This is a genomic window from Paenibacillus sp. 79R4 (assembly GCF_013393165.1).
Classification (GTDB): Bacteria; Bacillota; Bacilli; order Paenibacillales; family Paenibacillaceae; genus Fontibacillus.
In genome coordinates, this window is the sequence record NZ_QJOT01000010.1 from 97,287 (window position 1) to 122,747 (window position 25,461).

Consider the following 25,461-nt stretch of genomic DNA (forward strand, 5'->3'; position numbering starts at 1 on the left):
ACATAATATTTTGTCGCAATGCGATATTGTTGCCAAACTTTGTGCGAATCTCGGACCCACCCATCGAACCCTTCCTGCAGAGCATACTCATCATAATAACAATAACCTCTAACGACCTCGCTCATCCGGCGTCAGCCCCTTTAATCTACTATTGTATTTTCGTATTCATAGTTATTAACGAGCTAGTATATGTATTCCTTGATGGGAAATATAACCATAATCATAGTTGGATTTATTAAAAAAGACAACCCCATTTCCCCTTCATTCCCTCTGTTCATGGGGAAATAGAAACGGCCCCATCCTCAAGGTCGAGGCGGAGCCGCAATAAGTAGTTTATAGTGGATTCAATACATGGAAAAATACGTTCGGAGAAGCCATCCGGTAATAATAGCTGCACCAGCCGACGCCCATATGATTGAAACGATTATTGAAGCTGTAAATGAGACGCTCTTGCTCCAGCTCCTCAATTCGCTCCAGACGACCTTCAACATAGTCAAGCAGCCTTTCGGAAGCGGTATCGAGTCGGCTGATCACACCACCGTAGCGAATATCGATTACTTCCCAGCCAAACGGCTTGAAGATGCGCATCCACTGTCTACGATGAGCACGGCGCAGTTCCTGAACGGAAGCGGAGATTGCCGGAAGCACCTCGGCTGCGATATGCCGCAATACCTCGGTATTTCCTGAATCATACGCCTGCTTGAGCTGAATGCCGATCTCGCTCTTCTGTTTCAGTACGCCGGATAATTTCTCCGGCACCTCAAAGATATAGTCAAGCTCTGCCTTAGGGTCACGGATCTCACGCAATGCCTGCTCCAGGGCCGCATAATGCTCGTTAAGCTCCAGTCCTTCGATCTGTTTATCAAACAAGCCCAGCAATACGTCCTGATACAACAGGAATTTCGATGGATTGCTCTGTCTCGCATTATTGGGCTCGGAGCCCGGAACCTCGTCCAAATCCTTGAACTTGAGGAAGGCCTCCGCCTCGATCCCCGTGCAGAATTTCACCCTTTCCGTCACTTGTTCCCACGCCAGGCTGCCTTCTGTATATGCATGCTCGGCATATAGCTGAAGACCCAGCAAAGCAGCAACCGGGTTGCTCTCATTCCCGTCATCCCCCCACATCGTGGCGTAGATGTCTCGAATGCCTTCCCGCTTGCACACCTTCAGCGCAGAATCTGTAGCGCGCAAGGACAAGCCATAATTGACGCCAAATGTGTTAAACACCCAGACGGCCCCCGCAAATGCCAGATTGCATCCAAGCGGACGATGCTTGGCAATCTGCTTCTCGTAATCCTCCATCTCGGTGTGATAGTAATCCCAATACACCATTTCCACATTTTTCGGAATACGCTTAGCCATTTCTTCCGGAATTCCCGCTTCGGAGTTGTAATAATCCCGGCCATCCTCGGAAGCCAGCTTCAGGAACATATCACTCCACATCATCGGCTCCAGACCTAGTCGGGAGGTTACCTTCAAGATCTTCTCCAAATGACCGATCATGATATCGAACCGCGACTCATAACCATTCCGATCCAAATATTTACCGCGTCCAAGCTCTTCGGCTTCATCCATGCCAATGTGGATTCGTTTGCTTCTAAAAGGGGCGCTTACGCTTTCCAGCATATTTTCTACTAATCGGTCTACCTTCTCATCCCCCACCAGTAGAGCTCCCTTGGTATCTTTGTAGGCAGCTACCGATTCCCACTTCAGGAACTCTTCCAAGTGAGCTAAGGTCTGAATGCTTGGGAAAGCCTCGATCCCGAACTGATCCGCATAGTCATCGATTTCCTTCAGCTCGGCTGCGCTATAGCGGCCGCGCATATAACCGAAGTACGGCTCTCCGGAGATTTCGTAAGTATCCTCCATATACAGCATCACGGTGTTCAGGCCCATTAGCGCCATCTTGCGGAGTAGAAATTTGAAGCTGTCCAGCGTAAGCATACCATTGCGCGACAGATCAAACATGGGACCGATCGTGCCAAATTGTTGATTCTCCTTAATATGAAAGGGTCTTCCCGTTTGCCCCTGCTGAATCAGCAAGCCAAGTCCGCGGTAGAACTGATGCTTCTGACCGTAGCGGATGTAAGCATTCCCTTCCTCCAGTCCAACCTCAAGCACATCTTCGGCTGTCGAAGGCCCCACTTGAACTTTCCCTCCGTCATCAGACAAAGTAAATGAAAGCTCCTGAGATAATGCTTCAATCCCTGGCAATAGGTCAGCCATATCCCCTTCAAAATGAAGTTTCACGAATAATTCCTCCCACACTAGTAATATTATCGTTACGTTCATTGCTCTGGCCCTATTATATGTGAAAAATGCTCCCGATGGGGAACAATTTTTGTGATAGGAAATAACACATCTCCAATCGTATATCATTTAGGAATGTGCTGTCCTTAGAAATCGTATAGTTAACTTATGAATCCGACGGTTCGTCAGCTGGTCGAACCGACTGCCGGTCATTCATATTCAACAACTGTCCCTGGGCCAGCTCGCGGAAATACCGCTCATTATAAACAACGCTGGGATGATCAGGATTGTACATCCTGGCAGCCTCATGATGTATTTTGGCGTTAACTCGATCCCCGAGACGATCGTAGCAATAGCATAGTTGAATATGCGGGAGCAGCGTTGAAGTATACGTTTCCTGTACAGCCATGGGGTTCTGCGGCAAACCGATTAAAAGCGCCTGTCGGTACCAGTAGATCGCCGTGTCAAACCGCTCTTGCTCTACAAAATAAGCGCCTAATTTACAGCATAGCTCTGCACGTGGAGCATCGATCAGCAAGGTCCGAAGCAGCGCTTCCAGCGATTTCTCCGTCTCCCCAAGCTGTCTGTAGCATTCCTCCAGCTTATGGCAGGCCGCAATCCTGTCTTCTATCCAACCCAGCCCATCCTGCAAAAATTTCTCATATTGCACAGCAGCCTCATAATAACGTTGATGATCGTACAGCTCATTTGCAAAATAATATTGATCCCGCGGTGTAAACAGCTCCCCTTTCGCTCGCCGGTTTATATAAATGCGTAAATTACGATCAGAATATTCCTTCCGCTTGTTATGCTTGACAGCAATATCGCTGTGATAAATATTTCCCGACACCGCTAAATACTCATGAACAGCCCCGATCCATTTGAATCCGCAAGCTCGGCGGACCAGACGGTTTCGCCTTAAGGAATAAACCGCCTTCCCCGCTTCATCAAAAGTCAATTGGTAGGACATCGTCACACTGTCATATGCAAATTCCGTCCTTTCCTTCAGCTCTAGCAATTTCACACAGTCCTCGGGCCCCAGGACATCGTCCGCATCCAGCCACATCATATATTCCTTCGTCGCCTGTTCAAAGGCATAATTGCGCGCTGCGGCAAAGTCATCGATCCACTCGAAATCATAAATGCAAGCCCCGAACCTGGCAGCAACCTCCTTCGTGCAATCCGTTGACCCTGTATCCACGATGACAATCTCATCAACGATGGGGCAGAGCGGCGATAAACATGCTTCCAGGGTGTCTTCCTCATCTTTTACGATCATACATAAGCTTATAGTCATCATTAGCAACGGAACCCCCATACCGAGATTTGTATCAACATATGAGTCGAGATTTCTCGGTATGAATCGGAACCAGCATATTCCCATGGAATGAGAAATGATCAGCCAGCTGCGAACAAGTCAAAAAGTCCCGCATGGATCATCTCCATCGCAGGATCTTTGGGTCGTTTTATGCTTTATTTCATCTTTTCAAACTCCGGTTCGCAGGCTTGCACAACCATTACCTGCCGAATAGCAGATCCAGCGCCGATCCCAGCATCCCGGCTTTCTTCCCCTGGGTTATGGCATTCAGGACAACGTCCGCGAACGATCTGAATCTCGTGATGGCACCAAGGGCATTCAATCAACTGATTCATAGCGTCCCCTCCTTAAGTTCACTACAAATCCAGGCGAAGCCGGATCATATCACGACAGGGAAGCCCATCCTCTATGATCTCTTCCTCATAATGTCTAACGAAGAAATCGCGGTCCACCCCCGTCATCCGAAAACCGCATCTTTGATATAACCTCAGTTGAAGCAGACTGGAATTACCTGTGCCTATTTCCACAGAACGCGCTTTTAAGCGCCGGGCTTCCTCGATGGCCTGAAGTACCAGCCTCTTACCGATTCCACGTCCCTGCTGCTGCTCTGCAACAGCAATATTCACAATTTCCAGGGTTCCCGGGTGTGTTGGAATCAGCACAAATTCACCTACCAGCTCATCATTGATATAAGCGAGATAGCATTTTCCCCTTGCTATGTATTCCTCTACCAGCGACTTGGAAGGATCAGCGAGCAGCAGCAGCTCATACGGAACCTCTTGCCCGGCTTGCAAATCCAGCAGTTTATATACGATTTCCATTCTGCAATCCCCTATTCCAAAATAATCCTGTCTGAAGCATTATTTTCATCTTATCATGTTTCCCGCGTGGACCAAAAACAAAATTAGAAATAATCATACTTATTCATAGAAAGTTCACTTTCAAAAAGTAAGCAAATAACATATAATAATATTATGAATTAAAGAAATGATCCATTTGTTCATTATCATTTACATAAGGAGTGCTACTCATGGGTGACTTTGTCTCAATTATTGAAAATCGTCGTTCGGCGAATAAGTTTATTAAAGGGGTTCAACTCCCGGTCGAAGAGTTGGAAGAAATATTCAAGCTGGTCAAATTGGCTCCATCTGCGTTCAATCTACAGCATGCGCATTACGTGGTTGTCAATGACCGTGACATGATTGAGAAGCTGTACGTTGCAGCCAATAAACAATACAAGGTGCTTACCGCTTCTGCGGTGGTTCTCGTTCTGGGCAATTTGGACGCTTATAAGGATGTCGCCCGGATCAATGAAGGCTTTTTGAATCTGGGAGTCCTTAGCAAACAGGAGTATGACATGGAGATTGACTCTGTCACTGGCTTCTATGAAGGCGGCGGTAAGCAATTTATGCGCGATGAGGCGATTCGCAACTCCAGTCTGTCGGCACAGTTGTTCATGTACGTGGCCAAAGATAGAGGCTGGGATACTTGCCCGATGATCGGCTTTGATCCGGATGCGGTGCAAGAGCTGCTGAACATTCCCGACAATTATATTCCTACGATGATGATTACGATCGGCAAGGCCGATCCTTCCAGCCAGCGTCCGCGCGGCTACCGCAAGCCAGTGGGAGAGTTTGTGAGCTATAACGAGTTTGGCAGGCAATAATTGTAGTGGTTATTCAATAAATCCGCTTGGGATCAGAAAACCAGATCATCCAGCGAAATGTTTTGAAAAAGCGCTCTCGTAGTTATATACTTCGACGCTGAAAACCGGTCTTTTTGAACACACACTTCTTTATAGTAGAAAAACGGTGTAAAGATGGCCCGACGGCTGCCTTGCACCGCTTTTTTTAATAGATACCATTGCTATCCTTGAATCACTTCAGACAGAATCCTTTCTATTTATCTTTCTACGCCTTGAAAATTTGCTTGATGGTTCCCTTCCCGTTCTCCGTCTCCACTTCCGCATAGGCTCCGTTAATCAGCGTGACCTGCGGCGGAACATGGCCAAAGTCCATATCATAAATAATCGGCAGCTCTAATTCAGCAGCAAGCTCCTGATATAAATTTTCGGCCGTATAATGATCGATGGGCTGATTAGCACCGCTGCGACCAAACATAATTCCGGTACAGTGATCGAACCAGCCCGCTAACTTCATATGAACCAATGATCTGCGCAGATCAGCCGTATTCAGCTCGCAATTCTCCAAATACCAGAGTATTGGCTCATTATGGATGTAAGATTCCTGGAAATGACGGATGTCCCCGAACGGGGTACCGATCAGATGCCTGATCACATCGACACAGCCGCCCAGCAGTCTGCCTTCCAACCTCACCTTCTGTCCGGAGACCGTCTTCCAGCAGGTCGGTTCCGTCAAATGATAGACACAAGGTGAAGGGGCATCATGCTTCCATTCCTTCTGATAATACGGTGAAGAATGCTGCAGCACCTCTTCTCCCGGCTTCGTCCTCAGGACGGTCTCCCACATCGCTGTTGTCTCATCGGAGTACTCTCCGCGAAAATCAACCAGATTCGTTCCATGCGCAGTAGCGACTCCTGTTGTCAAAGTCACTGCCAGCAGCAGAACGCTGATGTCTGAATAGCCCAGAATCCATTTATTCTGAATCTGCTCGAAATTTATAAGCTCCAGTATCTCGATTAACAACTCTCCACCCCAGGGTGGAATGATCAAATCGATTTGCGCATCGCCTATCATCTTGTTAAGCTCATCAGCACGTACCCGGGCCGGAGCCGACTTCGCCTTATCCTGCGTCCAGGCCGTATCGCCAAAAACTACAGCATATCCCTTCGCTTCCATTCGGCTGCTGGCCTGTCTGAGTAATTCATGCAATTCTACAGGAACGCCTGACGAAGGAGCTGTCACGCCAATCGTAGCTCCCAAAGTTAAAGATGGATATTTAATCATCAACCTTCACCTCACGACTATAACTTCACTTTGATTATTCATCCATTCTAAATCAATTTATTGCCTTAGAACAATCTTATTATGAACTTCCCCTATTTCCCGTTCCTCGGCGTTCTGCCCGTTAGCTTGCGGTACGATTTGTAGAAGCTGGAATAGCTGGTAAAGCCGGCAGCGAAGCAGGCCTGGGTAGCGGTGAAACCCTGCCTCATCAGTTCATCGGCTTTCAGAATCCTTTTATAAGTAATATATTGATTAATCGTATAACCGGTCGTTTCTTTGAAAATATGGCATAAATAATATTTTGTTATATAAAATTGTTCAGCAAGATGGTCCAGCGAAAGCGATTCTTCAAGATGTTTGTTGATATATTCGAGTACCGCCGCGACCTTGGGCTCTCCGCGTTTGCTGCTTGGCGGATCATTCCGGGCCAGATCATTAATCAGGGAGGCGATTTGCACAATGATGCATTTGGCGACAACCTCATGTTCGGCACTCCCCTGCTCTAACGCCCGTTGAAGCTTATTGAACAGTTCGAGCAATCCGCTCTCCTTCACCGTTTTGGCGCTTAGCTGGTTATCTTGACCCAACCTGCGGTATTTAATCGTCCGAAACAGATCGACCCCGCTGGACATAAACGGAGCCATAAAGTTGCCATCCAGTGTAAGGACCGCCCGCTCATATGGCTGATCCTCGGAAATGTTGACGACATGAAGCTCATTGGAATTTATCATCAAGAGCGAATAAGGCTCCAGCTCATATTTACTGCCTTCGATGGTGAAGCTGCCCGAACCGCTGATAAACATGAAAATCTCATAGCCCTTCTCATAATGCGGCTTATAATGCAGCGGATTCGGTTGCTCGTCCCGGACATGGTGATACCAAAAAGAATCATCCTCCGCCCTGTAATGAAAATTTACCGTTCTATGTTCCACCCTAGCATTCACCTCTATTTCAACATACAGCAAGATTGGCATAGTTTCAAACAATTTGAGCGAAGAACTATGACAATATTAATGCTACATTCAAGGGGATAACAATATAAAAAGAGGTGATCTGCCCATGCCAGCATCCGAATTTACTCTTACAGGTTTTGCAGATGAGATCGACGAAAACTTTATGACCCAGTTGAAAGGACTTAGCAGTCTTAACCTTCGATTTATAGAGATACGAGGCGTAAATGGCAAGAACATTTCCACACTGACCCCGCCGGAGATCCGTGAGGTTCAGAACAGGCTTGATGAGTACGGGATCAAAGTATCTTCTATCGGCTCTCCCATTGGCAAAATAACGCTTCAAGACGACTTTGCCATCCATTTGGATATGGCCAAGCGTATTTTTGAAACCGCCCATACTTTAAATAGTCCCTTCGTTCGCATATTCAGCTTTTACATTCCGCAAGGCAGCGATGCAGCCGTATACCGGAATGAGGTGATGGAGCGTATGGGCGCCATTGTGGATGCCGCCAAAGGCAGCGGACTAACGATCTTGCACGAGAACGAAAAAGAAATCTACGGCGATATTCCGGAGCGTTGTCTTGATCTACTGGAGACGTTTGGCTCTCCTCATTTTGCCTGTGCCTTTGACCCGGCCAACTTCGTGCAATGCAACAGCGAAGCCTAACCGGCAGCCTATGAGATGCTGAAGCCCTATATCAAATATGTGCATATTAAGGATGCCTTGGCCGAAGATGGACGAAATGTGCCCGCCGGCATGGGAGCTGGACGAATTGAAGAAGTACTGCAGGACTTAAAGGCGAACGGATATAACGGCTTCCTGTCTCTGGAGCCTCATCTGGGCAGCTTCACTGGGTTGCATGAACTGGAGCATGCCTCATTGCCGGATACGCTTGAGACTGGCGGATTGCATAGCTTCAGGTTGGCGCATTCTTCCCTGCTGCAAATATTAGATCGTATCTAGTACTGCTGGAAAGCGATCCTTTTGAACCTGTATTTACTGTATCTAATAGGGAGGTTATAACCCAATGGAAAACGTTCGCTTAGGGATTATCGGGATCGGCAATATGGGTACGGCCCATAGCCTGCATATCCATGCGGATCATAAAGTACCGGGGATGGTGCTGACTGCGGTCTGCGACATAAGCCAGGAGCGGCGGGCTTGGGCCAATGAGTATTTGCCGGGCGTGGCCGTGTATGAGCAGGCTTCAGATATGTATCAAAGCGGTCTGATCGATGCGGTGCTGATTGCGGTTCCTCACTACGATCATCCCGCCCTCGCTGCCCTCGCGTTTGCTAACGGGCTGCATGTGCTCGTCGAGAAGCCGGCTGGCGTGTACACCAAGCAAGTATTGGAGATGAATACCGCCGCGGATGAAGCAGGCAAAGTATTCGGCATCATGTACAATCAGCGCACGAATCCTGTCTATCAGAAAGTCAGAGAGCTGATCCAAAGCGGTGAACTCGGATCGCTCAAGCGCGTCGTCTGGATCATTACCAACTGGTATCGGCCGCAGGCATATCATGATTCGGGCTCCTGGCGTTCCACCTGGAAGGGGGAAGGTGGCGGCACGCTTATTAACCAGAACCCGCATAATCTCGACCTGTTGCAGTGGATGCTGGGAATGCCAAGCCGCATTCGCTCCTTCTGCAGCTTCGGCAAATATTACGATATCGAGGTCGAGGATGATGTTACCGCCTATCTGGAATACCCCAACGGAGCAAGCGGAGTATACATCACCTCTACTGGCGAAGCCCCGGGAACAAACAGGCTGGAGGTTTCCGGGGATATGGGCCGGATTGTCGTGGAGAATAACCGGATCAGCTTCGACCGCAACCGGATCTCGGAGCGGGAGCATAACCGCGTCAATACTGAACCGTTCCAGGCACCCGAATGCTGGCATGTGGAAATTCCGGTTTCCGGAGACGGAGGAGAGCAGCATATTGGAATTTTAAAGAACTTTACTAACGCTATTTTGCATGGAGAAAAGCTGCTTGCTCCCGGCGAGGAAGGCATCTACGGCCTGTTGATCTCGAATGCCATTCATTACTCCACTTGGACGGATAGCTGGGCCCTGCTAGACAGCTTTGATCACGATCATTTCTATGAATTGCTGCAAGAGCGAATTAATCACTCCACTATACAGAAGAATGTCAGTCAGAAGGTTAGCGATGTTAAAGGTTCACATTAAGAGGAGGCCAGATCCATGTCCAAAATATTAGGCGCACAGCTGTATACGATCCGGAATTTCGCCGCTACTCCCGAGGAGCTCGACCGATCCTTGAGCAGGATCAAAGCGATGGGGTACCGGACGGTTCAGGTATCGGCCATGTGGCATCTGTCTGTCGACGAGATAGCGGCGATCGGCGCCAGCCATGGGCTGCAGATTGTCATCACCCATACTCCGTATGAACGCTTCATCGATGATCTTGACGGCGTGATCCGCGATCACCACAAGCTTGGCTGTGGCTTGGCCGGATTGGGCGGTCTGCCGAAGGAATACCAGAGCAAGGATGGATATTATGCCTTCGCCAAGAAATTCTCGGCCATCGCCGATGAATTGGCGCAGAACGGGTTGAAATTCAGTTACCACAACCATCATTTTGAATTTCAGAAGTATGATGGGCAGCTTGGTCTGGATATTCTTATCGAGCAGACGAATCCGGATCACTTCCTGTTCACGCTTGATACGTACTGGGTACAGGTCGGCGGCGGCAATCCAAGCCATTGGATCCGCAAGCTGAAGAATCGAATCGAAGCCATCCACCTGAAAGATTTGGCGATTATTGATTCCCAGCAGATTATGGCGGAAGTCATGGAAGGCAATCTGGACTGGCCGGAGATCCTGCAGGCTTGTGAGGAAGCGGAAGTGAAATGGTATCTGATCGAGCGTGATGACGGTCCAACCGATGCCTTTGACAGCTTGAAGATCAGTTATGATCATCTGAGAAAGCTGGGGTATGAATAAATGAGCCAGATCAATGCGGTTATTATCGGCTGCGGTGCTATTGGCCCGGTCCATGCCGAAGCGGTGAAAAATTCAGACGCAGCTCATCTATATGGGGTATGCGATATCCTTTCTGAGCGCGCTGAAGCGCTGGCCCAGCGTTACGGCTGCCGGGTTTTTACCAGCTACGCTCAGGTGTTGGCCGATGAAGCCGTGCATAGTGTCCACATCTGCACCCCTCATCACTTGCACGCCGAAATGGCCGTGCAAGCTGCCTCGCACGGCAAGCAGATCGTGCTGGAGAAGCCGGTCGCGATGAATGTCCCGGAGGCTCGCGTCGTAAACGATGCGGTCCGCACCGCTGGGGTGAGCTGCTGCGCCATTTTGCAGAATCGCTTAAATCCTTGTATTGAAGCGGCTAAGAGCCTGATCGATGAAAGAACCTATGGCGAACTGTTAGGAATTAAAGGCTTTCTGACCTGGAGGCGCACAGCGGAATATTACGGTTCCGCCGACTGGCGCGGCAAATGGGCCACTGAAGGCGGCGGCCTGTTGATTAATCAGGCGGTGCATATGCTCGACCTGCTATATTATCTCGGCGGTGAAGTCATGGCCGTAAAAGGCCATATCGATACCAGAGCGCTGCAGGAAGTGATTGAAGTGGAAGATACGGCGGAAGCCACCTTCTATTATAGGGATGGCAAACGCGGATGGTTTTACGCCACAAATGGCTATTCCGAAGACAGTCCCTTCTTCTTAGAGATACATCTTGAGCATGGTGTACTGCGCTATATCGATAATAAGCTCATCCTTAAGAGCCACGGAGAGGAACAGTTACTGGCGGATGACCTGCATAGCAGCAAATCTATGGTCGGCAAAGCATATTGGGGCAGCGGTCACGCCCGGCTGATCGATCAGTTCTATCAGAGTTTGGCCGGCCCTCCTGCAAACTACTCCACCTTGCAGGATGCGTCCTACTCCATGGGCATTCTCGATGCCATCTATGCTTCATCCAGGAATGATCGAAGGGAAATGATCGAGTTGTTCTAATCCAATAAAAGGCTGCCTTAAAGTCAACAGACTTAGGTCAGCCTTTTATTGCTTACTCTACTACTATATTAGTTGAACTAAAATGAAGATTGCGGAAGAGGGAGACATCATTCTGTTGAAGCGGAGCGTCGCCTTTGTGGGGGGACTTCTCTCCTTCTTGAATTAGGTTAGCAGAGAAATCCACGAGCAACAGAGATTGGGGGAATATTTCATCCGGCCGCCTGCATCCTCTTAGGAGTCATGAGTTCACCGAACATAAATCATATCCCGATCTCCCGCATTTTCGCGGTAACCTTCTCGACTCTATCCGCCATATCTGTCCCGTCCAACTTGGGGAGCCTCAGCTCACTGACGATTTTGCCATCGCGCATAAACATAACGCGTTCGGTACGCGCCGCAACCATAACATCATGAGTAACCAGCATTACGGCAGTTCCCTCCGCGTTGATCTCGGCCAGAAGATCCATAATCTCCTGTGCGGATTTTGAGTTCAGCGCCCCCGTGGGTTCGTCGCCAAAGATGATCCTCGGACTATTGATCAGGGCGCGGCAGATCCCTGCACGCTGGAGCTGGCCACCCGAGACCTGTGTGATGTCGCGCTTTTCCAGCTCGGCGATACCTATCCTTTTCATAAGCGCACGCGCCTGCTCCGCAATTTCTACCGTACTTTTTCGATGACCGCGCATCGCTGGAAGAATAATGTTATCGAGCATATTCAGATTTTTCAGCATCGTTGGCTGCTGGAACACAAACCCCATCGTTGTCCTGCGCAAATCCGAGAGTTCATTCTCGGAGGCCGCTGCTAAATCCTTGTTATCGAAAATAACCTTGCCGCTATCAATCCCGTCCGTTCCGCTTAGGGCGAACAGCAACGTTGATTTTCCCGAACCCGAGGGGCCCATAACCGAAGCGAACTCGCCCTCCGCAATTTCCACGGACACACCATCAAGAACATTGCGTTTCTCCTCGCCCTCACCAAAGGATTTTACGATACATTCGCCAACTATGATCTTCTTCATCTGCCTACTCCTTTATACTCTCGGAAATTTGTATTCGTCTCGCACCCGCTGTACCGATCATTGTGGCGATGAGTACCGAGCCGATCAACAGCAGCGGGCTAAGCAGATACGCAGATAGCGGATGAATCGCAAACTGAAATTTCGCCACTCCAAAGGAAGAGATCGCCACACCCGCAAGCCCCCCTCCAAGGGTATTGGCCAGCAGCGTGCCAAGCACAATTCCAACGATCAGAACGAATCCGGAACGCGTAAGATACTGTGTCCTGATATCCGTAGTTGTATATCCGAACACTTTCATGACAGCAATGGTGTATCTGTCTTTTGCCACAAGCATTTTCATAAATAGCAAAGCCACCAATACCACAATAATCAGAGCAACAAGAATTGAAGCATGGGAAGCCTTCTTGACGGAGCCAATCGTCGACCCGAAGGTTTGAGCAACAAATGCATCAATATCTGAGACCTTGGCGTAGCTATACCTGTCTGCATATTGTAAGGTTGTTTCTTCGATCAACGAGGGGTTCGATAACTCTGCGCAGATAACGTACCACATGACCCCGGCCGATTGATCCGCAAAGCCAGCTTTAGCGGTTTTGCCGCCGTTAGTAATATCGGAGTAGATTCCGCTGATCGTAAGGCTCCTCTCCCGTCCCTCTATCACCAGCGTGATCGGGTCGCCCAGCTTCTTGCCCAATTCATCCGCATTCAAAACGGATAGAGCAATTTCATCATCAGCCGCAGGCGCTTTGCCCTGAGCATATTGAATGGGGAAGATCGTATGATCCCCAAGCTCAACTTTTATATTTTCCTCCGATCCGCCTTCCCTTTTTACTTTGAAGGTTTTTGTGGCTAACACAGCATACTTGGCGATAGCGCGGTCATTGCGAAGCGCGCCTATCATTTCAGCGGCTCTCTCAGGCATATGATCCGTCTGTTGAATGTCGATGCGCATATCGTAGTTTCCAATCCCCATATATTGAATGAAGCTTTTGGAGGAAATTGTGTTGTACAAGTTCTGCGGAACTACCATGATGAACACGGATATGATCAGTACGACAAGCATCGTGGTATACAGTTTTTTTCGGGCGAGAACATCCTTGATCCCGAGAAAAATATTCGTGTTCAGCAGCTTGTTCCCACTTAAATGAAAATGCTTGGAACCGGGCGCCTTGTCCTGGGGAGTCCCCTGGCGGATTGCTTCTGCTGCCGAGATCTTCCGGAAGCGTCTGAGTACGCCATTAACATAACCGATAATTGCCAGGAAGACGAGTAATACACCAAAAATCCCTAAGGCGGCAGCAACAGAAGAGTTCTCACTTTCCCCCATATATAGCCGGATGTTCTCAAGCAGCACGCCTTTGAAGATCAAGGACAAAGCATAGCCGATTATACTGCCTGCCGCCGCTAGGACCGCATATTTTGCCAGATAGATTTTCTTGATGTCCGAGACGCGCAGTCCTATCGCCTTCATCACGCCGATTTCCCGGTAGTCGTCCTCCATTTTGGCAAGCAAGGTGAAGCGGATACACATTAAAGCTATAGCAACGACAAGTATGCTCACCAGAAGAATGACACCAATCATCATTCCGTCGGAGAGGGCGTTAATCATTTTAAAAAGCGGATATGTAATCGCCGGTCCATTCGCTTCCAAGCCTGCGGAGGCATATGCCGTCTCGAATTCCCCCAGCTTCGCCAAATCCTTCAATCTGAACTCAATCAAATACTCGATACTGCCCAGGTCCTTTAGCTGTTCAAAATCAGACCTGCTGATTAAAAATCTTTTGGAAGAGGCCAGCATGGAATTCATCTGGGAGTCCCGCAGAAAACCGGCAACCTGAAATTCCTTGCCACCTATAACAGCCTTATCGCCCATCTTAATGGTCTGTTCCTTCATATAGGTGACGGGAACATAAATCTCTCCGTCGGATACGTTAATGACTTTGCCGTTAAGGTCGAGCAGATAATCGAACTTCTCGCTCTGTACGCTGAGGCCATTATCCTGAATACTGTCCGTTAGCGAGTGATCACCGAAGCGAAATTGCGAGCCGTCCATATTCAAAAATTCCAGCACTTGAAATTGATCAACATGTTCATTCCGGTTCGCAAATAACTCCAAACGGGCAGAATCGATCTCCCCGGAGTGCATCTGCATAAAATGCGGAGTTCTGGCCTGGGTCATCATGGCATCCAGCGCCCCCGTCAGATTGACGATGAGAATTGCCGCCAGTGAGACGAGCATCGCTGCCGCGGCAATAAATATCGTGGTCGTCAGTGTAACCAGCCTGCTCTTCGACATGTCATTGCGGACTATTCTTAAATACATAAGTCCCCCTTATGTTCCAGCTTTCTTACGGATTTCATGTTATATAGAACTATCGAAACGACACTTAACACGACTCCGGCCACAATGATGAGGAAGCCTGTTCCTCTGCCGCTGCCCGTGCCTATAATCCTTCCAACACTGCCAGCAAGCGCTCCCCCTTCCACTAATAACGGAGTGAATAGATAATCCGCCATCAGTCCGGCAAGCGCATATGCGGCCACATAACCGAACTGGGTAATCAAACCGATCAGCGCCCATGCCCTTCCTTGCGCGGAATTATCAATATTAGTACGGATCAGATAATCCATACTTACATTAGCAAATGGAATCATGGCAAAAAAGAGAAATCCCGCAACACATATCAGCATAAGGTTTTCACGCAATCCGAACATAGCCATAAATATGCCTACCAGGAACATGGAGAACGATAATATTTTCACATAATCCTTCTTAATTGGAAGAAACCCGATGACCACACTCGTTACGAGCATGCCTGAAGCCACGATAGTCTCGACCGTTCCGATTACAGAGCTGTTCGAAAATGCCAACAGCATCGGAATGGAAAGCGTCTCAATGATTCCCAGCAAAAAGGTCAGCAATGTGGTCATGAAGATTAGGACAAGCACCCCTCTATTCCCGGATATAGCGCTCCAACCATCCTTAAAGTCCCGAATGAACGAATTCGCCTGCTCATAGGTCTTGGCAGCAAGACCGCTGCGAACTACAAGCGTTGTCGTGACCGTAACAAAAAAAGTGCAAATATCGATGATCAGCAGCAGCTTAATGTCCGAGATCACAAGCAAGTATCCGGCAATGATCGGTGAGATCAAAAATTTGGACGTGCTCGCGATCTGGACAAGGCCGCTTGCCTTCGTGTACTGCTCCTTCGTTAGCAAATCTGTAACTGTAGCCTTATAAGCCGGATCAAGCAGCGAGGAGAATACCGAGCTTATCGTTACCCCCACGCAAATCTGCCAGAGCAACACTTCTCCACGAAGCATGCATATCAAGATGAACACTAGGCCTATCGCAGAGAGACTATCGCCTAACACCATCAGCAGTCTGCGGTCATAACGATCGGCGAGCACACCGGCAAAGGCGCTTAGAAGCAGCGAGGGCATGAACGCCAGCAAGGTGACCAGCCCCATTGCAGAGGCCTTTCCCGTCAGCTGAAACACATATATTCCCAGCCCGAATGAAGTGAGTCCGTTGCCGATGGCAGAAATAAATTGTCCTGACCACAGCATAAGAAATTTTCCAAAAAGCTTGTTTGAATGATCCATCACTGCCTCCATTTAGCTGCCGAACATCTGCATGGCCTGCACAAGGCTTCCGCTCTCAGCGCCCAGCAGCCTCTCAATGTTATATACGAGCGCCTGCGCCCGCTGAGTGAGCTCCTCGTTCGTCATTGGAACCATATCCTTATCAAAAATCGTATTGGCATAAATCATGACCATCTCCATGCACTCATACGGAAACGGCGTATTGAACAGTCCCAGCGTGATGCCTTCACGAATCATATCCGCCAGGATGGGTGTAACACCGTTAATCAGCATCTTCTGTATTTTGTGATGCATCAGCGCGTTCTGTGGCTTATGAATATGCTCCATAATCTCCTGACTGCTTTCATCACCGCTGATATTCAGTGCCATGATCACACGGATTATACGCTCGACAACGGGGATGCCCCTGTCCACGGCAATTCCTTGCGCCGTCCCCAATAGCCGTACACTATATCGATCAATAAGCGCGTCCATAATATCTTCCTTGGACTTGAAATGATAATACAGCGTTCCCCGCGCAATCCCGACCTTTTCGAGAATGTCGTTTGTACTTGTGCCATCAAAGCCCTTCTGCGCAAACAGCTCATCCGCTGCATCAAGAATTTCATTTCTGCGCTCTTCAGCATCTTTGACGACCCTCATTTGCTGCACCTCCTTGATTAAAAAAGCTTGTAGACCGACTGTCTGTCGGTAATATAATAACACAAATTATGCGTGGAGGAAAGAGGTGACTTCTCTATGAGTTATCCAAGCCCTGAGTCGATCTGCCTCTCCAACAGATCGGCAAAAAGAGCGCGATTGGAATCGTTCCTTATCGCGCTCTCTTTTATTTTCACAAAAGTATTCGTAATTTTATCTAGCTCTCTGTATCCCTAATATCTGATATAACTCCTGAAGTGTACGAATTTCATAGGTTGGAACGATATCCGTATTATTCTCTTTTCCTATGGGATTGTACCAGCATGTATCCATACCTGCCAGCTGTCCGCCCTTAATATCCGAGCTTAACGAATCTCCGATAATTAATGCCCGCTGCGGGTTAAAATCAGGAATGCGGGCGAACACATAATCAAAGAACTCTTTCATCGGTTTCTGATAACCCGTATCCTCCGATACAAAAATATTCGTAAACATCGGATGCAGACCTGAATCACGAAGCCGGCGATCCTGTGTCTTCGACACGCCGTTCGTCACGATGTGCAGGTCATACCCGCCTTGCAGTGCCGAAATTAATTCCAGGGCCCCGTCGATAAGCTGGTGCCCCTGCTCCAGATAACTGCGATATCGCTGCTCTAGCAGAACGCCATCCACTTCATGCCCATACTCCTTCAATAGCAGAGCAAATCGAGTGTTTACGACTTCATCGCGATCGATACGCCCCTCTTCAAAGGCCCTCCATAACCCCTGATTCACGTGTTCATAATGCGCTTCGATTTCTTCCGTAAGCTCCATCTGCTGTTCCTCGAATAATAAGCGCAATGCCAGTCTTTCCGCTGCCTTAAAGTCCAATAATGTATCATCTACGTCAAATAATAATGTCCGATAAGCCTTCATCATGATTCTCTCCAATCCCAAATTCTCTACCTAGGTTATTATTATATATCTTCTTAAGCAGCCCGCCGGCTCCGAACCGTATTGCGGTTATCTCTGCGCCGGTCACCTGTCTTAAATATGATAATGCCGCCAACGATGACCAGCACCCCGATAGCTTGTTTCCCCGTAAAAGGAACCTTATCCAAGCCAAGCAGTCCCAGTGAGTCGAACAACAAAGCAATACCGATCTGGGACGCCATCACGATCGAGATCGCAAACGTCGGACCAAGCCGCTTCACTCCCTGTACCACCGAAAGAACCACACCTACCCCAATAATGCCGCTGAACCAGTACCACGTCTTCATATTAGACCAATCGAACAACTGCCTGCCTTCCACAGCCAGGCCAATACTGAAGGAAGCGAAAAATCCCATGGCAAGCACGATCACCGTTGTCGTCCATATGCCCACGCCCTCATTCACTTTGCTGTTAAATACATTTTGAATCCCCACAAGCGAGCCAGCAAGAAGTGCCAATATCAAGCCTGCAATCATAAGCTTCTCCTCTCATGTCTCATATATATTATGACCTGCCAATGCACGCAATCGTTCCCGATCCTTCACATAAATAAATCCGCGATTGCGTTCAACCAAGCCCTCTTCGCAAAATTTATGAATAACCCGGTTTAGGTGTCTGTAGCTGGTCCCGAGAAAGTTGGCTACATCCCGCAAGCTGACCGTACTGAGCTGACCATTAAATCGCGGATCCGAATCGTCATACGACATGGATAAGAGATAACTGGCCAAGCGCGCCTCCACCGGATACATCAGATTAAAGTTTAATGAATCGGATTTCGTGCAAAACTTCGTCGTAATGATCTTGAGCAGAAAACGAAGCAGCTCTGCGTCATTGGCTCCGTATTGATGCAGCCAGCGATTGTGAACAGCAATCAAATGAACAGACGATACAGCCTCGACCGAATTCATAAAGTCGATCCCTTGCACATATTCAATATCCCCAATCACCTCCAGCGCTGTTTTGAACGATATGATCAGCGCCTTTCCTTCCGCTGAGGTGTTATGAACCTTCACCTTCCCTTTTACTAGAACGTACAAGTACTCGGCAGGATCGCCCTGCGAGCAGATGTGTTCCCCCTGATCATAGCTGTAAAGGGCCAAATGCGGCATGATATTCGCGTTAAATGTCGAGGCAATCTGATGTATCTGCATATAGTGAGCCAGTTGCTCACGATCCTTAATCTCTTTCATCACATGCCCTCCCCTCTACTGCAAAATTACATCTTCATGATGATCACACCGGCGACCATCATCGCGATGCCTATGAAGTGCGATAGCTTCATCTTTTGCTTCACTACCCCGAACCATCCCCTGCTGTCGATTATAAAGGTTATACCTAGCTGAGCAATCAATACGACGGCTATTGTCAATGTAACGCCGATGTGATGAATGGACGTGATATTGCCGGAAATGATGATTGCCGCCAAGGCTCCACTAGTCAAATAGAGCGGCTTCACTTGCCTCACCCTTCTCCACAGTCCGTCCCGGACGATAAGCAGAAGAAGAAAAGCCAGCAAAAATCCGGTGAACTGGGTAATCGTCGCCGCTTGCCAAGTGCCGATATCTTGACTGATCCGGGAGTTCGCCACGCCTTGCAGCGTAATAAGCGCTCCGCCTAACAATGCAAATATGATTCCTGCCATCTCTCGCTCCCCCAACCCTAAATATCGATTCACTATGTTATTATTTAAAATCAGATTGGAGCATCCGGGGAAGGACATATGTCCCAAGTGATCAAAAAAGAAAAACTGACCGCCAGCCCTTTATTAGTACATGTACAGAAACTCCCGTGTGCAGCACCGAAGCTTATGCTTCTGATGTTCGTTTTTCCAAAATACCCAGTAGGATAGAGCCAGGGGTCGAGGATGGAGCTACACGTTTTCATAGAAAACAACCACGGAAGCATGTGCATATGCATATGGCATCTGTATTTGGCAGTTGGCATAGCTTGTTTTGAAGCACGAGCCCTGAGATGTGTCCGCAAGAAACATAACTTGGTATTCCATTTGCCTAGGCCCGGCTGAATTCAAAATTTGATGCCTGGATACTTCAAAAACGGACTTTGGAACAACCTCTATTATAATTGGGCTTGTCCCGAGAAAATCGGTAAAAGGACCTCATCGACCAATTGGATCTGATACTCCTTCGTTACAGCTCCACCACGAATTATATTTTCAACCCGTAAAAAATCAAAGGGCAAACTCATTTGCATGGTTGTAAAATCATGTTGTATCTCTCCTCGTTTTTTGGCAAAACCTTCGACCTTCTTCATGACCTGCATATTGCTGTTACGCGCACCTCTTAACCATTCTCTGACACTCTCATTCTTCTGACTTAACACCAATAAAGTCGCACTAAGAACCTCTGAACTTATGGTTTCAAAAAATTGCTGATAAATTTCGACAACACTTAATAAATCCTGACGCAAACTTCCTTGATCCCGGACCAGATCAATCATATCTCCGCCAATCACCTGTCTGGATTTATAACTTACCAAAGCATGCAGCAGATCGACCTGCGTCTCATAACGACGATAGATAACTGTACGACTGGTTTCCGCCTGTTTTGCCACATTTTGAAATGTCATACTTTCATAACCTGATTTATGAATAATTTCGTAGGCCGCCTCGAGAATGGCCTCTTCTAACTCTTCGCCGCGTCTTCGTTCATTTACCATGGTAGATCCTCCCGCTTCATTACTATCCATTATTTTAACATATTTTAAGGTACATATTGTACTTTATTTAATTCGGGTGTATACTCCTAAAGCAAGATACAAATTGCATCTTATTTTGAAGGAGTGTGCAAACCTGGATGACAACAAAAATGGAAGAGAAGCTGCCAAAAGAACTGATCCGCATGGCGCTGATTCTTGTTCTTGGTGCCGTTGCACCCATGCTCGATACAACGATGGTAAACATTGCAGTCAATCAATTTGCTTATGACTTTCATAGCTCGCTTGATACTATTCAATGGGTCATTACCGGTTATGTCCTGGCAACAGCGATTGCCGTTCCCTTTTCCGGATGGCTCATCAACAGGTTTGATGGAAAACATATTTATTTAGCGGCTGAATTGCTATTTTTAATAAGCTCCATCCTTTCAGGTATTTCCTGGAGTATCGAAAGCCTAATTGCTTTCCGTCTGATTCAAGGTTTTAGTGCCGGACTGATTATCCCGTTATTAACCACATTACTAGTTAAAGCAGCCGGACAAGAAAACATGGGGAAATTGATGTCTATTGTTGGTTTGCCTATTATTCTTGGACCTATATTAGGGCCAGTCATCGGTGGGGGCATTGTCGAATATTTCTCTTGGCGCTGGATTTTCTTTGTAAACATTCCGTTTGGAGTGATTGCATTATACTTTATTCATAAAAAGCTGCCCAGCTTTCCTGCTGCCAATAAACAAGCCAAGCTTGATGGGTTCGGCAACATCTTGTTAGGTGCTCTTTCAGTCAGCTATATTTATGGAATTACCCAAGCAGCATCGGGCTCTGGATTCGGCAATGCGAAAGCCATTGCGTTTATTATCATAGGTGTAATTTTGACGGTAGTTTATGTCATTTACGCATTTTTAAAACCGAAGAAGGTCGTGGTTCCTTTAAACCTGTTTAAATATAGAAGCTTCTCTGCATCTATTATCTCATTGGTCTTAGCCGGAATTGGAACGAACGGAGCTATGCTGCTTCTGCCTTTATTCTTCCAAAATATTAGAAATGACTCCGTAGTTCTCACAGGCCTTTCCCTCATTCCGCAGGGACTGGGCATGCTGGTGGCGAGGCCGGTGATCGGAAAAATGATAGATAAAATTGGAGCAAAAATCGTGGTGATGATCGCGATCGTCATTACTTTGATTGGAACAATACCGTTCCTTTGGTTCACACAAAACACAAACTACGGGGTCATGGCGGTTGTTCTATTTATTCGCGGAATGGGTGTAGGCGGAATCACGATTCCAATCATGACGGATTCTTATACCGGTCTTTCCAAAAATCAAATACCTCAAGCCAGTATTGCGACGCGTATTATCCAAAATATTGGCGGAGCGTTTGGTTCAGCATTATTAGCGACCATTGTAGCCCAGCAAATGAATCATTTGGAACCCAGCCTTTCTAATCTAACGTCCGCTTATCATGCTGCCTTTTTGGTTTCCAGTGCCTTGACATTGGTCATGTTCATTCCTTCCCTCTTCTTAACCAATAAGGTGACCAGGAAAGCGAAGATACTAACAATAAACAATAAGTCTTAGATACACTTTGGGGCGGTTTCCTGAATTGGAAATCGCCCAGAACATAAGAAAGACGAAGCTAGAAAGCGGCAGGGCTGGTTATATTCTGTTTCAAAGATGATGTATTGCAAGCAATACAAAAAGGCCGCTGCCCATGGAGTTCCGGACAAAGGCCCAACATTTCTATTTGGGTATCGTCTATTTGATGGTGTAAAGTTCAACTTTGTGCTAAACCATTCTTCACCCCTTCGTCCCCCCCTGCATGCTGAACCCTTTGGACATAAATCGCTGAGAAAGGATGTACAGCACGATCGACGGGATCGCGTAAAGCACAGAAAATGAAGCTAATCGTCCGTAATCCACCATGCCGTATTGGCCAAAAAACTGGTACAGTTTCAAGGAGGCAGGGAAATTCTCCGGAGTTTGCAGCAAAATGTATGGAACGAAGAAATTGCCCCAGCTCCCAGAGAACGTAAAGATGGCTACTGTACAAATCCCGGGCACCATCAGGGGGGCGATGATTTTTCGTATACTAGTGAACACGGATGCGCCATCTACCCACGCCGCTTCCTCCAAATCTTCGGGAACGGAATCCATAAAATTTTTAGTCATCCAGATGCCATAAGGCATAGAAGAAGCTACATAAAAGAGCACAACCCCAAAAACATTGTCATACAGTTTAAGGCTCAGAAACAGCTGATACACCGGTACCATCACAGCCGTAATAGGCAGCGAGGTCATAAAGAGAATGGTGAGCATAAACGGCTTCTTAAACTTCAGCTGGTAACGAGACAACGGATAAGCCGCCAATAGCGCCAGCACAACCACGATAGCGGCTTGACCCAAAGACATCAAGAGACCAATGACAAAAGAACGTTGATTCTCAGGGCTGGTAAGCACATCTACATAATTTATCATCGTTAACTGCTTGGGCATTTTTAGAGATTGCATCGCATTGAGATCAACGGATGCCACCAGCACCCATAGAAGCGGCAGCAGAAAACAAATCCCTATCAACGATAAAATGGCATACGGAAGGATGCGATATATAAGCTTGCGCTGTATCGTATTCATGCGAAGTCCCCTTTACTCTTTTAACGAACGGATATAGAACAGACTGAGCACGATCCCCAGGAGCAGTAGAAGGAGTGAAATCGCCGTGCCATAACCAAGCTGATAATTCACAAAAGCCTGGTTGTACATAAAAATCGGCAATGTCGTCGTTTTGGTTCCCGGGCCGCCCCCTGTCATAGCATAAATGAGTCCAAACACGCCCAGCGTCTGCAGCGTAACAAGCATCATATTGGTGGTGATCGTCTGCTTGATATAAGGAATTGTAATCCGAAATAATATTTGCAGTTTCGATGCACCGTCCACGACCGCAGCCTCTTCGATCTCGCTTGGCACATTATCAAGCGCCGCCTGAAAGACAATCATAGAAAAGGCGGTTCCATGCCAGATATTCCCCAAAACAATAGCTAACATCGGAACGGTAAACAGCCAGGTAACCTGAGGAATAGCAAAAAGGGATAAAATCATATTCAGTGTCCCTTCATCGCCAAAAAAACTATACAAACAAAGGGCGCACACAATTTCAGGCGTAACCCACCCGGCCAACACAATCGTACCTATAAAACGCCGAAACGTCTTATTTTTATGTTTCATGAGCAAAGCGATTAGAAAACCAAGCACCTGCTGACCAATCACCGCAGAGCCGATCAAGAAAACCAATGTATTCCAAATACTGATTCTGACCGTAGGGTCATGAAACATTCGGGTGTAATTAGCAAGTCCAACAAATTTCAGCTCTTTGGCTGCCTCTCCGGTTAATGCCAGATTCGTGAAAGAATAAAAAAACGTCAGCAGGATCGGATAGATAAAAAACAGCAGCATTATCGCAATGGATGGCAGCAGAAAATAAAGCCATGTCCAATTTTTTCTTCGTAATGTCCGGGACGGGATAGAGACGACGCTCATGAATGTTTCTCCTTTCTCGGATGAATGAGACACCACATGCCCGCACTTCGCAAATTACAGCTAAGCGCAGGCATGCGGAGCTATTTATTTTTCCAGGATATGATCCTGACCGACAATTCGGGTGACGTCTTGCGCATACTTTTGAGCAGCATCTGCAGCGGAAGTACCCGAGGCAACCGATTCAACCATCGTTTGAATTTGTGTCGACACTTCCGGATATTTATCCTGGGCTGGTCTGAATTCTGCGTTTTTCAAATATTCCGTTGCAATTTCGTTAAATGGCATTTTCGTATATTCAGCATCTTTGCCCACATCAGCCCGCACCGTTATATTCCCGGACGCTATAACCAGCTTTTGAGTGTTCTCCTTATTTAGAGCAAATTGGATAAAGTCCCAGGCTTCATCCTTATGCTGTGCGTTGGCTGGAATGGACAGAGCCCAGCCTCCTGCGAGCGTAATCGAACCTGGAGCCTGCCCGTTGTTCGTAGGCATCGGCGCAAATCCAAGGACATCTTTGTATTCCGGCCACGGAGCCGCTCCATTATCCAGATAGTTGCCTGTAATCCACGATCCGTCCAACAATATGCCAAGCTTGCCTTTTGGCAAGTATTCCCGAGTTGCTGTATTGCCGGCCTGCCCGTTCAATACTTTGGATAGCGGCGGTCCCAGCTTTTCCTTTATAATCGTCTCAATAAAAGATAACGCTTCGGTGATTCCTTCACTTTTCACGATCCATTTACCGCTTGCTTCATCATATAGTCGTTCCCCTGTTCCATACAGCAGCATTTCGTAGGTTTGCATCGAGGTTGCTTCCCCCGTCGCTTTCCCCATGTTCATCCAGATAGGCACGACATCGCTGCCCGCTTTTTCTTTGATGACTCTGGCAGCCGACAGAACTTCTTCCCATGTTTTGGGGTTCCAATCTTCTGGAAGTCCCACCGACTTAAAGATCTCCTTGTTATACCAAAGTCCCCTTGAATCCGTATTGTAAGGAACACCATATATTTTTCCATCGCTAGCGGTAACGCCCTTCTTCATAGCTTCGATAAACGAACCGTTGCTCCAATCCTCCCAGCCTTTCAATCGCTCATCGAGCGGTTCGAGGAACCCCGCGCTAGCATCCGAATTCAGCATTAACGTATCCTCTGTGACGATATCCGGGGCCGTATCTTTCGATTTGAGGGCCAGGGCGATTTTAGCAAAATAGTCCCCTTCCGATGCCTGAATCGGTGTAGGTTTGATCTCTACCTCCTGATTTGGATACCTTGAAGCCACATCTTTAATCCATTGGTACAAAACTCCTTTTTCACCAATACCATCGTCGCGATAGGTAATCGTAATCGTCTTCTTGGCAGTCGCCGTTGTCCCTTTGTCGCTGCCTTCCTTCACCGGAGCCTCTGCATTGCCCTTGTCATTTGACGTTGTGCCTGAACCCCGACTTGAACCGGAACAGCCAACCGTCATCGCTAACAAAAGCGTTAGTGATAGGAGTCCCCATTTACGAGTTGCTTTCCCCATCTGTATCCCTCCTCCATAGAAAGCGTTTCCATATAAACTTATTCGCTTCTTCCGC

General features: G+C 47.6%; 23 protein-coding genes and 1 pseudogene. 6 read left to right on the forward strand and 18 right to left on the reverse strand.

The window, feature by feature from the left end:
* Window positions 1-333 precede the first annotated feature (333 nt).
* The 4 genes from DMN77_RS15635 to DMN77_RS15650 all read right to left on the reverse strand — a co-directional run bounded on the left by DMN77_RS15635 (window position 334) and on the right by DMN77_RS15650 (window position 4,389).
* Window positions 334-2,250 carry a beta-N-acetylhexosaminidase gene (locus DMN77_RS15635; protein WP_179015630.1) on the reverse strand — a complete coding sequence of 639 codons (1,917 nt, stop codon included), beginning with the start codon at window positions 2,248-2,250 and terminating at the stop codon, window positions 334-336.
* Between the two features lie 166 nt (window positions 2,251-2,416).
* Window positions 2,417-3,550 carry a glycosyltransferase family 2 protein gene (locus tag DMN77_RS15640; RefSeq protein ID WP_068780613.1) on the reverse strand — a complete coding sequence of 378 codons (1,134 nt, stop codon included), beginning with the start codon at window positions 3,548-3,550 and terminating at the stop codon, window positions 2,417-2,419.
* A gap of 173 nt (window positions 3,551-3,723) precedes the next feature.
* On the reverse strand, window positions 3,724-3,903 hold the full coding sequence (locus tag DMN77_RS15645) for a hypothetical protein (protein ID WP_068780612.1): 180 nt from the start codon (window positions 3,901-3,903) through the stop codon (window positions 3,724-3,726).
* A 21-nt stretch (window positions 3,904-3,924) separates the two neighbouring features.
* Complete coding sequence (locus DMN77_RS15650) at window positions 3,925-4,389, reverse strand: GNAT family N-acetyltransferase (RefSeq protein WP_068780611.1); 465 nt, start codon at window positions 4,387-4,389, stop codon at window positions 3,925-3,927.
* Between the two features lie 209 nt (window positions 4,390-4,598).
* Here DMN77_RS15650 and DMN77_RS15655 point away from each other — a divergent pair, with 209 nt between their 5' ends.
* On the forward strand, window positions 4,599-5,234 hold the full coding sequence (locus DMN77_RS15655; protein ID WP_068780610.1) for a nitroreductase family protein: 636 nt from the start codon (window positions 4,599-4,601) through the stop codon (window positions 5,232-5,234).
* 244 nt (window positions 5,235-5,478) lie between these two features.
* Here the strand turns inward: DMN77_RS15655 and DMN77_RS15660 are convergent, their stop codons facing one another.
* Window positions 5,479-6,495, reverse strand: a complete 1,017-nt coding sequence (locus tag DMN77_RS15660) for a S66 family peptidase (RefSeq protein ID WP_068780609.1) — start codon at window positions 6,493-6,495, stop codon at window positions 5,479-5,481.
* Between the two features lie 92 nt (window positions 6,496-6,587).
* Window positions 6,588-7,427: an AraC family transcriptional regulator gene (locus tag DMN77_RS15665; RefSeq protein WP_229521013.1), complete on the reverse strand. Its 840-nt coding sequence runs from the start codon at window positions 7,425-7,427 to the stop codon at window positions 6,588-6,590.
* Window positions 7,428-7,611: 184 nt separating this feature from the next.
* Here DMN77_RS15665 and DMN77_RS23970 point away from each other — a divergent pair.
* From DMN77_RS23970 to DMN77_RS15685, 4 genes and pseudogenes are all read left to right on the forward strand, one after another.
* Window positions 7,612-8,412: pseudogene (locus tag DMN77_RS23970) on the forward strand (sugar phosphate isomerase/epimerase family protein).
* Between the two features lie 64 nt (window positions 8,413-8,476).
* On the forward strand, window positions 8,477-9,640 hold the full coding sequence (locus tag DMN77_RS15675; protein ID WP_179015631.1) for a Gfo/Idh/MocA family protein: 1,164 nt from the start codon (window positions 8,477-8,479) through the stop codon (window positions 9,638-9,640).
* A 15-nt stretch (window positions 9,641-9,655) separates the two neighbouring features.
* Window positions 9,656-10,417, forward strand: a complete 762-nt coding sequence (locus DMN77_RS15680) for a sugar phosphate isomerase/epimerase family protein (protein WP_179015632.1) — start codon at window positions 9,656-9,658, stop codon at window positions 10,415-10,417.
* Window positions 10,418-11,446, forward strand: coding sequence for a Gfo/Idh/MocA family protein (locus DMN77_RS15685; protein WP_179015633.1), 1,029 nt, complete (start codon window positions 10,418-10,420; stop codon window positions 11,444-11,446).
* Window positions 11,447-11,706: 260 nt separating this feature from the next.
* On the opposite strand, the gene DMN77_RS15690 is transcribed toward DMN77_RS15685, so the two are convergent.
* From DMN77_RS15690 to DMN77_RS15730, 9 genes are all read right to left on the reverse strand, one after another.
* Entirely contained in the window at window positions 11,707-12,465 is a 759-nt protein-coding gene (locus DMN77_RS15690) for an ABC transporter ATP-binding protein (RefSeq protein ID WP_179015634.1), read from the reverse strand.
* 4 nt (window positions 12,466-12,469) lie between these two features.
* The gene (locus DMN77_RS15695) at window positions 12,470-14,788 is read right to left on the reverse strand and encodes an ABC transporter permease (protein WP_179015635.1); all 2,319 of its coding nucleotides are present in this window, start codon (window positions 14,786-14,788) and stop codon (window positions 12,470-12,472) included.
* Window positions 14,779-16,071, reverse strand: a complete 1,293-nt coding sequence (locus DMN77_RS15700; RefSeq protein WP_179015636.1) for an MFS transporter — start codon at window positions 16,069-16,071, stop codon at window positions 14,779-14,781. Before DMN77_RS15700 ends, DMN77_RS15695 begins: the two co-directional genes overlap by 10 nt.
* Window positions 16,072-16,083: 12 nt before the next feature.
* A complete protein-coding gene (locus DMN77_RS15705; protein WP_068780600.1) occupies window positions 16,084-16,713 on the reverse strand; it encodes a TetR/AcrR family transcriptional regulator in 630 nt (209 codons plus the stop codon).
* Window positions 16,714-16,923: 210 nt separating this feature from the next.
* The gene (locus DMN77_RS15710; protein ID WP_179015696.1) at window positions 16,924-17,625 is read right to left on the reverse strand and encodes a YjjG family noncanonical pyrimidine nucleotidase; all 702 of its coding nucleotides are present in this window, start codon (window positions 17,623-17,625) and stop codon (window positions 16,924-16,926) included.
* Between the two features lie 53 nt (window positions 17,626-17,678).
* Window positions 17,679-18,158, reverse strand: coding sequence for a DMT family transporter (locus DMN77_RS15715; RefSeq protein ID WP_179015637.1), 480 nt, complete (start codon window positions 18,156-18,158; stop codon window positions 17,679-17,681).
* Window positions 18,159-18,170: 12 nt separating this feature from the next.
* Complete coding sequence (locus DMN77_RS15720; RefSeq protein WP_179015638.1) at window positions 18,171-18,872, reverse strand: Crp/Fnr family transcriptional regulator; 702 nt, start codon at window positions 18,870-18,872, stop codon at window positions 18,171-18,173.
* A 26-nt stretch (window positions 18,873-18,898) separates the two neighbouring features.
* Window positions 18,899-19,324, reverse strand: coding sequence for a DMT family transporter (locus tag DMN77_RS15725; RefSeq protein ID WP_068780596.1), 426 nt, complete (start codon window positions 19,322-19,324; stop codon window positions 18,899-18,901).
* Window positions 19,325-19,758: 434 nt separating this feature from the next.
* Window positions 19,759-20,358 (reverse strand): TetR/AcrR family transcriptional regulator, encoded by a 600-nt coding sequence (locus DMN77_RS15730; RefSeq protein ID WP_068780595.1) that lies wholly within the window; start codon window positions 20,356-20,358, stop codon window positions 19,759-19,761.
* Between the two features lie 137 nt (window positions 20,359-20,495).
* On the opposite strand from DMN77_RS15730, the gene DMN77_RS15735 reads away from it, so the two are divergent.
* Complete coding sequence (locus DMN77_RS15735; protein WP_218652998.1) at window positions 20,496-21,932, forward strand: MDR family MFS transporter; 1,437 nt, start codon at window positions 20,496-20,498, stop codon at window positions 21,930-21,932.
* Between the two features lie 219 nt (window positions 21,933-22,151).
* Here DMN77_RS15735 and DMN77_RS15740 read toward each other — a convergent pair whose 3' ends face one another.
* The 3 genes from DMN77_RS15740 to DMN77_RS15750 form a co-directional block, all read right to left on the reverse strand.
* On the reverse strand, window positions 22,152-22,985 hold the full coding sequence (locus DMN77_RS15740; RefSeq protein WP_068780593.1) for a carbohydrate ABC transporter permease: 834 nt from the start codon (window positions 22,983-22,985) through the stop codon (window positions 22,152-22,154).
* 12 nt (window positions 22,986-22,997) lie between these two features.
* Complete coding sequence (locus DMN77_RS15745; RefSeq protein WP_068780592.1) at window positions 22,998-23,888, reverse strand: carbohydrate ABC transporter permease; 891 nt, start codon at window positions 23,886-23,888, stop codon at window positions 22,998-23,000.
* A gap of 84 nt (window positions 23,889-23,972) precedes the next feature.
* Entirely contained in the window at window positions 23,973-25,352 is a 1,380-nt protein-coding gene (locus tag DMN77_RS15750; protein WP_179015698.1) for an ABC transporter substrate-binding protein, read from the reverse strand.
* Between the last annotated feature and the right edge of the window lie 109 nt (window positions 25,353-25,461).

What these genes read in the sequence shown, in the direction of transcription:
- DMN77_RS15655 (WP_068780610.1), top strand. Translation starts at nt 4,599, where the DNA reads ATGGGTGACTTTGTCTCAATTATTGAAAATCGTCGTTCGGCGAATAAG.
- DMN77_RS15710 (WP_179015696.1), bottom strand. Translation starts at nt 17,625, where the DNA reads ATGAAGGCTTATCGGACATTATTATTTGACGTAGATGATACATTATTG.
- DMN77_RS15680 (WP_179015632.1), top strand. Translation starts at nt 9,656, where the DNA reads ATGTCCAAAATATTAGGCGCACAGCTGTATACGATCCGGAATTTCGCC.
- DMN77_RS15740 (WP_068780593.1), bottom strand. Translation starts at nt 22,985, where the DNA reads ATGAATACGATACAGCGCAAGCTTATATATCGCATCCTTCCGTATGCC.
- DMN77_RS15705 (WP_068780600.1), bottom strand. Translation starts at nt 16,713, where the DNA reads ATGAGGGTCGTCAAAGATGCTGAAGAGCGCAGAAATGAAATTCTTGAT.
- DMN77_RS15690 (WP_179015634.1), bottom strand. Translation starts at nt 12,465, where the DNA reads ATGAAGAAGATCATAGTTGGCGAATGTATCGTAAAATCCTTTGGTGAG.
- DMN77_RS15715 (WP_179015637.1), bottom strand. Translation starts at nt 18,158, where the DNA reads ATGATTGCAGGCTTGATATTGGCACTTCTTGCTGGCTCGCTTGTGGGG.
- DMN77_RS15700 (WP_179015636.1), bottom strand. Translation starts at nt 16,071, where the DNA reads ATGGATCATTCAAACAAGCTTTTTGGAAAATTTCTTATGCTGTGGTCA.
- DMN77_RS15720 (WP_179015638.1), bottom strand. Translation starts at nt 18,872, where the DNA reads ATGAAAGAGATTAAGGATCGTGAGCAACTGGCTCACTATATGCAGATA.
- DMN77_RS15695 (WP_179015635.1), bottom strand. Translation starts at nt 14,788, where the DNA reads ATGTATTTAAGAATAGTCCGCAATGACATGTCGAAGAGCAGGCTGGTT.
- DMN77_RS15645 (WP_068780612.1), bottom strand. Translation starts at nt 3,903, where the DNA reads ATGAATCAGTTGATTGAATGCCCTTGGTGCCATCACGAGATTCAGATC.
- DMN77_RS15685 (WP_179015633.1), top strand. Translation starts at nt 10,418, where the DNA reads ATGAGCCAGATCAATGCGGTTATTATCGGCTGCGGTGCTATTGGCCCG.
- DMN77_RS15735 (WP_218652998.1), top strand. Translation starts at nt 20,496, where the DNA reads ATGACAACAAAAATGGAAGAGAAGCTGCCAAAAGAACTGATCCGCATG.
- DMN77_RS15675 (WP_179015631.1), top strand. Translation starts at nt 8,477, where the DNA reads ATGGAAAACGTTCGCTTAGGGATTATCGGGATCGGCAATATGGGTACG.
- DMN77_RS15650 (WP_068780611.1), bottom strand. Translation starts at nt 4,389, where the DNA reads ATGGAAATCGTATATAAACTGCTGGATTTGCAAGCCGGGCAAGAGGTT.
- DMN77_RS15660 (WP_068780609.1), bottom strand. Translation starts at nt 6,495, where the DNA reads ATGATTAAATATCCATCTTTAACTTTGGGAGCTACGATTGGCGTGACA.
- DMN77_RS15640 (WP_068780613.1), bottom strand. Translation starts at nt 3,550, where the DNA reads ATGATGACTATAAGCTTATGTATGATCGTAAAAGATGAGGAAGACACC.
- DMN77_RS15745 (WP_068780592.1), bottom strand. Translation starts at nt 23,888, where the DNA reads ATGAGCGTCGTCTCTATCCCGTCCCGGACATTACGAAGAAAAAATTGG.
- DMN77_RS15750 (WP_179015698.1), bottom strand. Translation starts at nt 25,352, where the DNA reads ATGACGGTTGGCTGTTCCGGTTCAAGTCGGGGTTCAGGCACAACGTCA.
- DMN77_RS15725 (WP_068780596.1), bottom strand. Translation starts at nt 19,324, where the DNA reads ATGGCAGGAATCATATTTGCATTGTTAGGCGGAGCGCTTATTACGCTG.
- DMN77_RS15730 (WP_068780595.1), bottom strand. Translation starts at nt 20,358, where the DNA reads ATGGTAAATGAACGAAGACGCGGCGAAGAGTTAGAAGAGGCCATTCTC.